The 10,567-nt window shown below is 64.1% G+C and carries 11 protein-coding genes and 1 riboswitch; of the genes, 1 reads left to right on the forward strand and 10 read right to left on the reverse strand.

Annotation, left to right across the window (positions count from 1 at the left end; translation table 11 throughout):
• Positions 1 to 3 precede the first annotated feature (3 nt).
• From PFX98_RS19195 to PFX98_RS19235, 9 genes are all read right to left on the reverse strand, one after another.
• Positions 4 to 1,182, reverse strand: a complete 1,179-nt coding sequence (locus PFX98_RS19195) for a prepilin-type N-terminal cleavage/methylation domain-containing protein (RefSeq protein WP_285232092.1) — start codon at positions 1,180 to 1,182, stop codon at positions 4 to 6.
• Positions 1,179 to 2,462, reverse strand: a complete 1,284-nt coding sequence (locus PFX98_RS19200; RefSeq protein WP_285232093.1) for a pilus assembly PilX family protein — start codon at positions 2,460 to 2,462, stop codon at positions 1,179 to 1,181. Before PFX98_RS19200 ends, PFX98_RS19195 begins: the two co-directional genes overlap by 4 nt.
• Positions 2,456 to 3,157: a PilW family protein gene (locus PFX98_RS19205; RefSeq protein ID WP_285232094.1), complete on the reverse strand. Its 702-nt coding sequence runs from the start codon at positions 3,155 to 3,157 to the stop codon at positions 2,456 to 2,458. The genes PFX98_RS19200 and PFX98_RS19205 overlap by 7 nt, the downstream gene beginning before the upstream one ends.
• Positions 3,151 to 3,714 (reverse strand): GspH/FimT family pseudopilin, encoded by a 564-nt coding sequence (locus PFX98_RS19210; RefSeq protein ID WP_285232095.1) that lies wholly within the window; start codon positions 3,712 to 3,714, stop codon positions 3,151 to 3,153. The genes PFX98_RS19205 and PFX98_RS19210 overlap by 7 nt, the downstream gene beginning before the upstream one ends.
• A complete protein-coding gene (locus tag PFX98_RS19215) occupies positions 3,711 to 4,160 on the reverse strand; it encodes a type IV pilin protein (RefSeq protein WP_285232096.1) in 450 nt (149 codons plus the stop codon). The genes PFX98_RS19210 and PFX98_RS19215 overlap by 4 nt, the downstream gene beginning before the upstream one ends.
• A gap of 131 nt (positions 4,161 to 4,291) precedes the next feature.
• Positions 4,292 to 4,846 carry a GspH/FimT family pseudopilin gene (locus tag PFX98_RS19220; RefSeq protein WP_285232097.1) on the reverse strand — a complete coding sequence of 185 codons (555 nt, stop codon included), beginning with the start codon at positions 4,844 to 4,846 and terminating at the stop codon, positions 4,292 to 4,294.
• An 89-nt stretch (positions 4,847 to 4,935) separates the two neighbouring features.
• Positions 4,936 to 5,379, reverse strand: a complete 444-nt coding sequence (gene nrdR / locus PFX98_RS19225) for a transcriptional regulator NrdR (protein WP_285232098.1) — start codon at positions 5,377 to 5,379, stop codon at positions 4,936 to 4,938.
• A 21-nt stretch (positions 5,380 to 5,400) separates the two neighbouring features.
• Complete coding sequence (glyA, locus tag PFX98_RS19230; protein ID WP_285232099.1) at positions 5,401 to 6,648, reverse strand: serine hydroxymethyltransferase; 1,248 nt, start codon at positions 6,646 to 6,648, stop codon at positions 5,401 to 5,403.
• Positions 6,649 to 6,705: 57 nt separating this feature from the next.
• Positions 6,706 to 6,840, reverse strand: a riboswitch (ZMP/ZTP riboswitch).
• 54 nt (positions 6,841 to 6,894) lie between these two features.
• The gene (locus PFX98_RS19235; protein ID WP_285232100.1) at positions 6,895 to 7,713 is read right to left on the reverse strand and encodes a transglycosylase SLT domain-containing protein; all 819 of its coding nucleotides are present in this window, start codon (positions 7,711 to 7,713) and stop codon (positions 6,895 to 6,897) included.
• A 265-nt stretch (positions 7,714 to 7,978) separates the two neighbouring features.
• Between PFX98_RS19235 and PFX98_RS19240 the strand changes: the two genes are divergently transcribed.
• Positions 7,979 to 9,550, forward strand: a complete 1,572-nt coding sequence (locus PFX98_RS19240; RefSeq protein WP_285232101.1) for a UbiD family decarboxylase — start codon at positions 7,979 to 7,981, stop codon at positions 9,548 to 9,550.
• Positions 9,551 to 9,753: 203 nt separating this feature from the next.
• Here PFX98_RS19240 and PFX98_RS19245 read toward each other — a convergent pair whose 3' ends face one another.
• A complete protein-coding gene (locus PFX98_RS19245; RefSeq protein WP_285232102.1) occupies positions 9,754 to 10,560 on the reverse strand; it encodes a YdcF family protein in 807 nt (268 codons plus the stop codon).
• Between the last annotated feature and the right edge of the window lie 7 nt (positions 10,561 to 10,567).

Raw genomic sequence — 10,567 nt, forward strand, 5'->3', positions numbered from 1 at the left:
GCGTCACAGATGCTGGTGGTCGACCGTTGCGGTGTTGACGTAACGTCCGTTGGCCGGGTCGGCGGCCTGCCCGGCGGGGCAGCTGTTCGCGTTGCTCACGACGAGAAAATTCTGACGCGTCAAGGGGCCGGCCACCTTGACGTAATCCGCCGGATGCTCCTCGTTCTTGTCGACGCCGCCGATGCCGTCGTAATCGGCGCTGTAACGGCAAATCCGGTAGTTGCCGTCGCCCAAGGGGATTCCCGTCAGATTCAGCCGACCCGACCAGGTATTCAGCACGGCGCTGTTGGGATAGACGATGCAGTAATAGGCCACCACGCTTTGCGCGCCCACGACGCCTGGGGCGTCGTCAAAGCACTCAAAGGCGGGGGTCAGGTACTGGCTGCTATCGACGACCTGCAATTGCATATCGAGCGGCAGCGCCGGGCTGCTGGGATTTTCGGGATCGGCGCTGACACCCGTCGAGAAACGCACAAAGCCGCTCAAATAGTAGCCAGCCGTCACCACACTGCAGCCGATCACGTCATCCTTGGAAATATCTGCAATCGCCTTTTCAACATTGCATTTGTTGGTGATCATGCCGGTCAGGTTGTTGAACACCCAGATCAGGCTGGCGCCATTGACCGGCCGGAACACGCTACCCCCGTTGCCTAGATCCTTCGCGGAAACGGGGATCTGGGCACTTCGTTCCAAGGGGCGGCGTGCTGGAGCACCCTCGCTGGGTTGACTCAGGAAAGCGCCTAGGCTTGGGTCGTTGGCACCCACCAGGGTATCCATCTGCAGCGTGGTGTCGGCACCGGCGCGGTCTTTCCAATCGACGCGACTGCTGATCGAGGTCAGCCAATACTGGGCGTCAAGATTCACCACGGTGCGCGTGAGTGTGAAATTCGTGTTCGTCGTTTCCGCCGAGGTTTGGGTGGCGATGCCGGCAAAGCCCTGGACGCCCGACGCGGCCGCCTCCGGCGTGGCCGCGCCAATCTGGGAGAAGGCACGCAGGTTTTCGATGTCCTGTTGGCTCATGCGAACAGCCTCGCCCCGCTGCTTCGCAATATCTGCACTACGGCGAATATTGCCTTGCAGTCCGGCCAGGGCGACCATGCCGAAGGCCATTACAACCAGCGCCACCATCGCTTCGATCAGCGTGATGCCGCGCTCGTGAACCAGTATGCGAGGCTTGCTCATCGCACCTGCTCCCAACTTCCCGGTACCTGCACATAGGCGCCGCGCTGCCGATTCAGTCGACCAATGACCTGGGTGTCATAGGCGAAGTCAACCAAGCCGCTGGCAGTCAGCGTGGATTCGGTGATCAGCGCACCGATGAGCTGCGAAGGCATGCCGCTGGCGTTGCTCCAGCTGACAGCGCCTTGCGCATAGATCACGCCCCAGACCTGGATTGGCGTGTTGACCGTCACGGCGCCCGTTGAAATCAACAGAATCGGTGCGGTAGCACTACCCAGCACTTGATTGCCGGTCAGGGTCAGATTGCCGTTCACCCAGATCACATCGGCACCTGCGTTCACCAGTTCCAGCAGCTTGGCCGTGCAGTCGTCCGCCGGGCAGGCAAGTTGGCGCACATTGGGCTGGTCCCGATAACGCGTCGCCGCCATGCCGAAGTACTTGCGGAACATGCCCGCTGCCTGCAGGCCGGTATCGCCCGTGATGATGCCGTCGCTGATCGGCGATCCCGGCGTGCTGGTCCAGCGCTCGCGGTCGCCGGTAAGGTCGCCATGAGTCTGGATGAGCAGCCCATTGCTGCCGATGTCGGCATTGTGCAAGCCGGCATTGGCACCTAACGCCACATTTGCACCTGCAATCACCGGGCTCGCCGGCGGCATTTTCAATGCACTGAGCATGGCCAGATCCGCCTGAACCTTGGCGTTCCCTACCGCGTCCGTGACGAGCGTGCGGCCATCGCAATCGCTGGGCAGGCTGGTGCAGGCGCTGATGGTCACCCTGACTTGGTTTGCCTCGGCCGGATTGAAGGGCGTCATCATGACCCTGAAGCCAGGCTGCATGCGACTGGCATCACGTGCGGGCTCCGCGATCGGGGTGCCGGTGGGCGGGCAACTGCATGTCCAGCTGTTGGCGCCGCTCAGTACGCAGGCGGCCTGGGGCTGATCTGCCGGCCGCGAATCCATGTCCAGCTCATAGCCGGCCCGGGCGCTCATAAAGCGCTGTCTGAACGTGCTGCCCAATGGGTCGGCGCGGCAACTGTTGCCGACCTTGCCACCGTTGAGCATGGCCAAGGTCCACTCCAGACCGGCTTCGGCAGTTTCGGCGGCGATGCCTGTTCGGAGATAGTTGCTGGTGATGCGCTGCTCGAAAATCAGGTTGCGGTTGGCAAACGAGGCCATCAACGCCAGCACGAAGAAGAGCACCATCACCGTCACCAAGGTGGCGGCACCTCGCTGCGACCGCAAACGGTGCGGCACACGCGGTTGGGGTAATTTGGTGTTCAGCATGCTGCAGGCGCCGTCTTGACGACTTGATCGTTGCGCACACGGGCGCGGACCGTCAACGTGCGCACCACGTCCTTGTCGTGCGCAGCCTCACCCTCCAGACGAATGGTCACATCGCGCACGCGCATGCAGGGCGTTTGGTCGGGCGGGCAGGGACCGTTGCACAGGTCAGGCAGGGCGAGCCCCTGCGAGTTCACGTTGACCAGAAAGCCGGTCATCTTCAAGGTGTTCGGATCGGTCAGGGGCTGATAACTGCCCCCAATCAGGTACTCCAGGCGCGATGCACGCAGTCTGAACCCATATGTTTCGTCCTGGGTTAGTCTGTTGTCCTCGGGCGTGTCCTTGGAGTCCTTGGTATAGGAATAGTTCACTTCCGTGCCGCCGCCTTTGACCTCAAGGTCTTGGTACGGGTTGACACTCGATGCCGCATTGCTTGGCGTCCACACGGTGTTGCGCGCCTGTCCCCATGCACCGGCCTGGCGTAGTTCGCGCAGCATCAGGTCAGCCGCGGCACGCAAGTCCTGTTGCACCTGCGTTTCAAGAATCAAGCGTTTGTGTTCACCGATTTGGCTGGTGGTCAGCAGCACCGCACCGGCCACCACGATCATGCCCACGGTCAGGCCGACCATCAACTCCACCAAGGTCATGCCACGCTGGTGGCGCCCGAGGGCCGCTGTGGCTGCGCGGGTGTTCAGCATGCGATTACTCCCGGCATCGAGCCATCCGGCGTGCAGGTCGAGATGCGCCCGATCGCGTTCATGCTCACCTGCAACTGACCGACTCGATTGCTTTTGACGAGCGCGCGGAAGTCGACCGGATCGGGTGTCATGCGAGGAGGTGAGAACTGCAGGCGCGGGCCTACTTTGCTCCATTCGTTGAGCGTGGTGATCAGCACACCATCGCGAGCAAGCCTCTGTACGGTCTTCACTTCCACGAAGCTGCCGATACAGGCACTGCCAGGCTGCGCCGTGCAGGTGCAGCGCCCCACCTCCCCATTGCGGGAGTAAATCGTGTAGCAGCTCATGCTGTCGCTGCTGCCAAATGTGACGATGGTCGAAATGTTCCGGATGCTCGCCTCCGAGCGTGCCAAGGCCAAATCCGAGCGCAACTCTGACGCTGCCACGGTGACCCGATGCCGCGCCAGCATGTCCGCCATGTTCGGCCACGCTGCGCCGGCCAAGAGGCCAAGAATGGCCAAGGTCACCATGACTTCAATGATCCCTATGCCGCGAAGATTGACGGATGTCCTGCTCATTTGGGCCAGCACTTGTCGTTGGTTGAGTCGCCCGCCTTGTTGCTCGACGTGTAAGTGATCGTGCCGCGGTTCAGGATGACGCTCATGGTGGCGCAGTCGCCGTCATCGCGCTGACGCCCGCTGGCCTTGGCCGTAGCCACTACCGTGTAGCCGGACGCACTCACGTTTGCGACCGAAATGCTGTAATTGCTGCCCCCAAGGCTGGAGTCGAACTTGAGCTGTTCGGACAGATCGGTGGCATAAATCGGTGCGTTGGCCCGCCAGCGCTCCTGAGCCTGCTGGACGGCGGACAAGGCGCTAAAAGCATCGGCGCGCCGGCCCTTGACCACATAGGCCTGGTAGCTGGGAATCGCGATGGCGGCCAAGATGGTGATGATGATCACCGTCACCATCAGCTCGACCAGCGTGAATCCTGCCAGCCGCGCCTTACCACGGGTCTGCTGCATATTGCGCACGCCAAGTAGCTTGAGTTGTGCGGATGTTGGCACTTGGTGCTCAAGCGATTCAGGTTGCGCTGCCCGCTGGTCGCGCCAGCCCTACCGCTCGTCCTTACCCCCCTTGTTTCAGGGGGGGGGCATCAACCACAGCTGGGCAAGGCTCCGCGCGCTGCGTCGGGGGAGCAGGTTCGCACCCTGCCGGCGATGCTCACAACGTGTCGGATGCTGGGGCTGTGCGCGAGCTGAATGTCAATGCTGCCGGTCGTGCTGACCGTGCCTTGGTGACCTTGAAACGTCATGCGCCGCACGTTGGCCTTGACCTGCGGAGACAGCGGTAGCGGCAACCACTGCGCCTTGATCAAGGTGCCGCTGTCTTGGCAGACGGTCTGGCCGTCAGCATTGCAGCTGCATGCGTCGGTCTTGCCGCTGTGCATCCAGTAGCAACTGCCCGAGGCGTGCTGGACGAAGCTCACATGCACGGTCGTAGCGGTGCGCACCGCTTCGCTGCGCGCTTGCTGCAGGTCCACATAGACGGCCGCCGCCACTGCATGCACGCGCTGCCTGGCGTTGAATTCCTGCACGGCCCGCATCACGGACACCAGCAGCAGAGCGATGACAGCCAGACAAATAAAGACTTCGATCAGCGATCTGCCAGCATCGCCTCGAAGTGCGCTAACACGTGAGCCCTTGTTCATCGCCGCCACCCGCTGAGAGTTTGAAGCTGGAAGCTCAAAAACTAGGCCACGCGGGCACGGACTTCCCTCCCTCGGAAGAGGGGGGCTGCTCAAATCTCGCGAATCAACTGGCGGAACTCGTCCACATCCTCGAAGCTGCGATAGACCGAGGCAAAGCGCACATAGGCCACTTTGTCGATGCGCTTGAGCTCGCGCATCACCAACTCACCCAGCCGGGTGGAGGGGATTTCCTTGGCGCCGCTGGCGAGCAGTTTTTCGTGGATGCGCTCCAGGGCCGCATCGATCTGCTCAATGCTCACCGGACGCTTACGCAGCGCCAGTTGCATGGAGGCGCGCACCTTGCTCGGATCGAACTCGGCGCGCGTGCCATCCTTCTTGACCACCGCGGGCATGGCGATTTCCGCCCGTTCATAGGTGGTGAAGCGTTTCTCGCAGCCCTGGCAGCGGCGCCGCCGGCGCACCACGTCGCCCTCATCGGACTCCCGGGTCTCGGCGACCTGGGTCTCGTGGTGTCCGCAGAAAGGGCAACGCATGCGACGGGGCGGCTCGTTGGCTCAGCGGTAGACCGGGAACTGACGCGTCAGCGCGGCCACCTTGGCGCGCACGGCTTCCAGATTCGCCTCGTCGCCCGGCTTGTCCAGCACATCGGCGATCAGGTGCGCGGTCTGGCGCACCTGCTCTTCCTTGAAACCGCGCGTCGTCATGGCCGGCGTACCCAGGCGGATGCCGCTGGTCACCATGGGCTTTTGCGGATCGTTGGGAATGCCGTTCTTGTTGCAGGTCATGTGGGCCTTGCCCAGCAGGGCCTCGGCCTCCTTGCCGGTCAGGCCCTTGGGCCGCAGATCCACCAGCATGACGTGGCTTTCGGTACCGCCGGAGACGATGCGCAGGCCGCGCGCGATCAGGGTCTCGGCCAGCACCTTGGCGTTCTTGACCACCTGTTCCTGGTAAGTCTTGAATTCCGGCGTGAGCGCCTCCTTGAAGGCCACCGCCTTGCCGGCGATGACATGCATCAGCGGGCCGCCCTGGATGCCGGGGAAGATCGCGCTGTTGATCTGCTTGGCCACATGCTCCTTCATCAGGATGATGCCGCCGCGCGGGCCGCGCAGGCTCTTGTGGGTGGTGGAGGTCACCACATCGGCATGCGGCACCGGGTTGGGGTAGACGCCCGCGGCGATCAGGCCGGCGTAATGCGCCATGTCCACCATGAAATAGGCGCCGATCTCCTTGGCCACCTTGGCAAAGCGCTCGAAATCGATGCGCAGGCTGAAGGCCGAGGCGCCGGCGATGATGAGCTTGGGCTTGTGCTCGCGCGCCAGGCGCTCCATCGCGTCGTAATCGATGTCTTCCTGTTCGGTCAGGCCGTAGCTGACGACCTTGAACCACTTGCCGCTCATGTTCAGCGGCATGCCGTGGGTCAGGTGGCCGCCTTCGGCCAGGCTCATGCCCATGATGGTGTCGCCCGGCTGCAGCAGGGCGAAGAACACGCCCTGGTTGGCCTGCGAGCCCGAGTTGGGCTGCACATTGGCGTGCTCGGCGCCGAACAACTGCTTGACGCGGTCGATCGCCAGTTGCTCCACCACGTCCACGTACTCGCAGCCGCCGTAGTAACGCTTGCCGGGATAGCCCTCGGCGTACTTGTTGGTGAGCTGGCTGCCCTGCGCCTGCATGACGGCGGGCGAGGTGTAGTTCTCCGAGGCGATCAGCTCGATGTGGTCTTCCTGGCGCTGGTTCTCATTCAGCACGGCGGCCCACAGGTCGGGATCTACGTTGGCGAGAGTCGAAAGGCTGCGGTCAAACATGGTGTGATGCTGGCTGTACTCTAGGGTTGGAGCCCGGCGGCCACGTCACGACGTGGTGCAGGCTGCCCAGGCGAACGGCGGAAAAGCTGACACGAACCAGGGCCCATGGCAGTTCGCGCTCCCCGGTGGTCAACCACCTCGGGCCGGCATAACAGGGTATAGCGGCCTTCATCGCCAGTCGCGCGAAGGCTGCAGTGTAGCGGACGATTCCCGGCGGATTAGGGTTGCGCCGGGTGGGACAGTGCATCAATGTGCCAGCGCGATCCGCTCGTCTGCCACGGCCGGCGCTGCCGGCTTGGCAACCGGCGGCCGGCCATTGGCCACCGCTTTGAGCTGCTCGTGCTCGGCCAGCACGCGGCCGGTATAGCCGGCGTCGTCCGGCAGGTTGGCGGCACCGACGTAATAGCGCAGACCTTCCTCCACACCGCCGGCGCGCTGGATGCATTCCTTCAGCACTTGCACGCCGACGCGCAGATTGGTGATGGGGTCGAACGCGGCGTGGTTGCCGCCGAAGACTTCGTACTTGTCGTCATGCACCCGGGTCATGACCTGCATCAGGCCCTGGGCGCCCACGGCGCTCTGCGCGAACGGGTTGAAGCCGGATTCGATGGCCATGATGGCCAGGATCAGCGTCGGTTCGACATGGGCGCGCTGCCCGATCTCGAAAGCCTCCTTGACCAGCCTGCTGACGGGCTCGGGCGCCACCTTGTAGCGGCGTGCCAGCCACATGGCCACGGCGGCCTGCTGACGCGGCAGTTCCTTGGGGTCGGTGGCGGTGGCGCGGCCGATCGCGTCAGGCTCGGCCAACGTGCTCAGCATGTCGCCGGAGGCCTCGGCGCGGGCCTCCTGGCGTGCATGCAGCCAGCCAAAGACCTCGCCTTCCAGGCGCTGGCGCAGATCGGCCTGGCTGTAGAACACCATCAAGGCAGCAACCAGGGCAAAACCCAAAAGGGCAAACGTGTTGTGGCTCACCACCAGCAGACCCTGGCCGATGTCCTTGACGAACAGGGACAGGGCAGCGCCGGTATCGCGGGCCAGGGATATCAGACTTTGACGCGCTGTCATGCGACTCCTTTCTTCTCCGTCCGGCGGCGAGCCCTGGCACTCGGCCATGGCTGTTTGCCCGACAGTGATAATGGGCCGGCTTGTCGCAACGCGGATCCGGTCGGATCCAGGCGCTGCTGCTCGGCGTCCATCGGCAGCGGGGCGTCTGCAAGCTCCCACACTCGCAGACACGGGTTATCCCTGAATGATCTCAGGAATGGGCGGATTCTAGGTGGCAAAAATAACCCGTCAAGCTTATGGCTGTGGTCTCTAATTACTATTTGTTATGAAATACAGAGATCTGCGCGACTTCATGGCTGGTCTGGAACGCATCGGAGAATTGCGCCGAGTCGACCAGCAACTGTCGGTCAAGCTTGAAATGACCGCTTTGAGCGACAGAGTATTGCGCGCCGAAGGGCCTGCCTTGCTGTTCGAGCGGCCCGAGGGCTATGCGATTCCGGTTCTCGCCAATTTGTTTGGTACCCCTAAACGGGTGGCGCTGGGCATGGGCGCCGACAGCCTGGCCGAGTTGCGCGACGTCGGTCATGTGTTGGCCAGCCTGAAGGAGCCCGAGCCGCCCAAGGGGCTCAAGGATGCGGGGCGGCTATTGCAAATGGCCAAGGCGCTGTGGGACATGAAACCGCAGCTGGTGCGGCATGCGGCCTGCCAGGAAGAGGTGTTCGAAGGGGCGGACGTGGACCTGAAGCGCCTGCCGATCCAGACTTGCTGGCCTGGCGATGTGGGGCCGCTGCTGACATGGGGCTTGGTGGTGACGCGCGGCCCGCAGGCCGTGCCGCACGCACGAATGCGCCAGAACCTGGGCATCTACCGCCAGCAACTCATCGGCAGGCGCCAGCTCATCATGCGTTGGCTGGCGCACCGCGGTGGCGCGCTGGATTTTCGCGATTTCAGCCGCGCCAATCCCGGCCAGGCCTTCCCGATCGCGGTCGCCCTGGGTGCCGATCCGGCCACCATCCTGGGCGCGGTCACGCCGGTGCCCGACAGCCTGTCCGAGTACCAGTTTGCCGGCTTGCTGCGAGGGGGCCGTACCGAACTGGTGAATACCGCGGTTGGCGAGGCCGGGCGCCTGCTGCAAGTGCCCGCCAGCGCCGAGATCGTGCTGGAGGGACATATCCCGCCGGCGCCCAAGGGCTATGTTGGGCAGAGCGAGGACGGCATCCCGCTGAAGGAGCTGAACGGCTATCTGCATGCGCTGGAAGGCCCGTTTGGTGACCACACCGGCTACTACAACGAGCAGGACTGGTTCCCTGTGTTCGAGGTGCAGCGTCTGACCCAGCGCCGCGAGCCCATCTACCACTCCACCTATACCGGTAAGCCGCCCGATGAACCCGCCGTGCTGGGCGTGGCGCTCAACGAGGTGTTCGTGCCCATCCTGCAGAAGCAGTTCAGCGAGATCGTGGACTTCTACCTGCCGCCCGAGGGTTGCAGCTACCGCATGGCGGTGATCTCGATCCGCAAGGCCTATCCGGGCCATGCCAAGCGCCTGATGTTCGGGCTCTGGAGCTTCCTGCGCCAGTTCATGTATACCAAGTTCATCGTGGTGGTGGACGACGACGTCAATATCCGCGACTGGAAGGAAGTGATCTGGGCCATCACCACCCGCATGGATCCGGTGCGCGACACCACCCTGGTGGACCAGACGCCGATCGACTACCTGGACTTCGCCTCGCCGGTGAGCGGCCTGGGCGGCAAGATGGGCTTGGATGCCACCAACAAATGGCCCGGCGAGACGGCGCGCGAATGGGGTCGGACGATCAGCATGCCTGCGGCCGTGGAAGCACGCGCGGCCGATCTGTTTGCGCAGCTGTTCGATTCGACCCAGGTCAAGCCCGGATAAACCAGGGGCCGCTTGACCTTGAAAGCCCTGCGGCACTCACCTACTGTTGGAGGGCCTTTTCAGGCAAAACCTCTGGCGCAGTCTCTGCGCGCCAGGAGCCCTGCGGCAGCTAGCTGTAGAGCCCCAACCGGCGGCGTCAGCCGTCCACCCCTTCCAGGCGCAGGCTTGGGAGGGGTTTCTATTTGTACTGGCTGTGCCGGCGCTCAATGTCCCAGCCTCAGCGCCAGCCACTCGTACACGGCATAGCGCGTCCTGGCCAGGCCTTCGCTGGATGGCAAGCAATCCAGCAGTTCGATGGGGGCATCGGGCGCGCGCAGCCCCACCGGGGCGGCGATCAGTTCGATCTGCTCACCGAAGGCGAGGCGGAAGTGATGCAGGGCGCGCGGCATATGCTGGGCATGGGTCACCAGCACCAGGCGGCGCAAGCCCGTCGGCTTGAGCAGGGCGGCGCTGAAGCGTGCGTTGTCTCGGGTGTCTTTCGCCTGGCTCTCGAGCCACTGCAGCCGCAGGCCCAACAGCTCGCGGGCATAGACCTCGGCAAGCTCGGCCTCGCTCTTGTCCCCCGGCTTGCTGTGGCGGCTCAGGCCGCCCGTGAATGCCAGCGGCAGCTGGGCCTGCTTGGCCAGCCAGGCACCATAGTTGAGCCGCTCGATCGAGAGGGGCTTGAGCCAGCCCGACCGAACCTCGGGCACATCCTGGCGCGCCCCGCCGCCCAGCACCAGGATGGCGGTGTGTTGCGCCAGCTGCGGGTCGGCCGGGGGCGGCAGGGGCCATTGCAGCGCCGGCGCTTGCGGCCCGAGCAGCAAGCGCGTAGCGGCCGCGGCGCCCACTTCGGTACAGCACAGCCAGAGTCCGCCCAGCCCGGCGAGCAGCAACGCGCGTGCCCAGCCCTGGGCGCGCTGCCGCAGCAGCCAGGCCAGCCAGATCAGCAGCAGCAGCGGCGCCGGTGGCAGGCTGAGGGCTTGCGCCAGGTTCCGCAGCCCGGCCGCGAGGCTTTCATCAAGAATCATCGCCGGC

This window comes from Paucibacter sediminis, from assembly GCF_030254645.1.
GTDB lineage: Bacteria > Pseudomonadota > Gammaproteobacteria > Burkholderiales > Burkholderiaceae_C > Paucibacter_B > Paucibacter_B sediminis.

Excerpts from the sequence above, each read along its gene's own strand:
- PFX98_RS19195 (WP_285232092.1), bottom strand. The coding sequence starts at position 1,182 with ATGAGCAAGCCTCGCATACTGGTTCACGAGCGCGGCATCACGCTGATC.
- PFX98_RS19200 (WP_285232093.1), bottom strand. The coding sequence starts at position 2,462 with ATGCTGAACACCAAATTACCCCAACCGCGTGTGCCGCACCGTTTGCGG.
- PFX98_RS19205 (WP_285232094.1), bottom strand. The coding sequence starts at position 3,157 with ATGCTGAACACCCGCGCAGCCACAGCGGCCCTCGGGCGCCACCAGCGT.
- PFX98_RS19210 (WP_285232095.1), bottom strand. The coding sequence starts at position 3,714 with ATGAGCAGGACATCCGTCAATCTTCGCGGCATAGGGATCATTGAAGTC.
- PFX98_RS19215 (WP_285232096.1), bottom strand. The coding sequence starts at position 4,160 with ATGCAGCAGACCCGTGGTAAGGCGCGGCTGGCAGGATTCACGCTGGTC.
- PFX98_RS19220 (WP_285232097.1), bottom strand. The coding sequence starts at position 4,846 with ATGAACAAGGGCTCACGTGTTAGCGCACTTCGAGGCGATGCTGGCAGA.
- nrdR (WP_285232098.1), bottom strand. The coding sequence starts at position 5,379 with ATGCGTTGCCCTTTCTGCGGACACCACGAGACCCAGGTCGCCGAGACC.
- glyA (WP_285232099.1), bottom strand. The coding sequence starts at position 6,648 with ATGTTTGACCGCAGCCTTTCGACTCTCGCCAACGTAGATCCCGACCTG.
- PFX98_RS19235 (WP_285232100.1), bottom strand. The coding sequence starts at position 7,713 with ATGACAGCGCGTCAAAGTCTGATATCCCTGGCCCGCGATACCGGCGCT.
- PFX98_RS19240 (WP_285232101.1), top strand. The coding sequence starts at position 7,979 with ATGAAATACAGAGATCTGCGCGACTTCATGGCTGGTCTGGAACGCATC.
- PFX98_RS19245 (WP_285232102.1), bottom strand. The coding sequence starts at position 10,560 with ATGATTCTTGATGAAAGCCTCGCGGCCGGGCTGCGGAACCTGGCGCAA.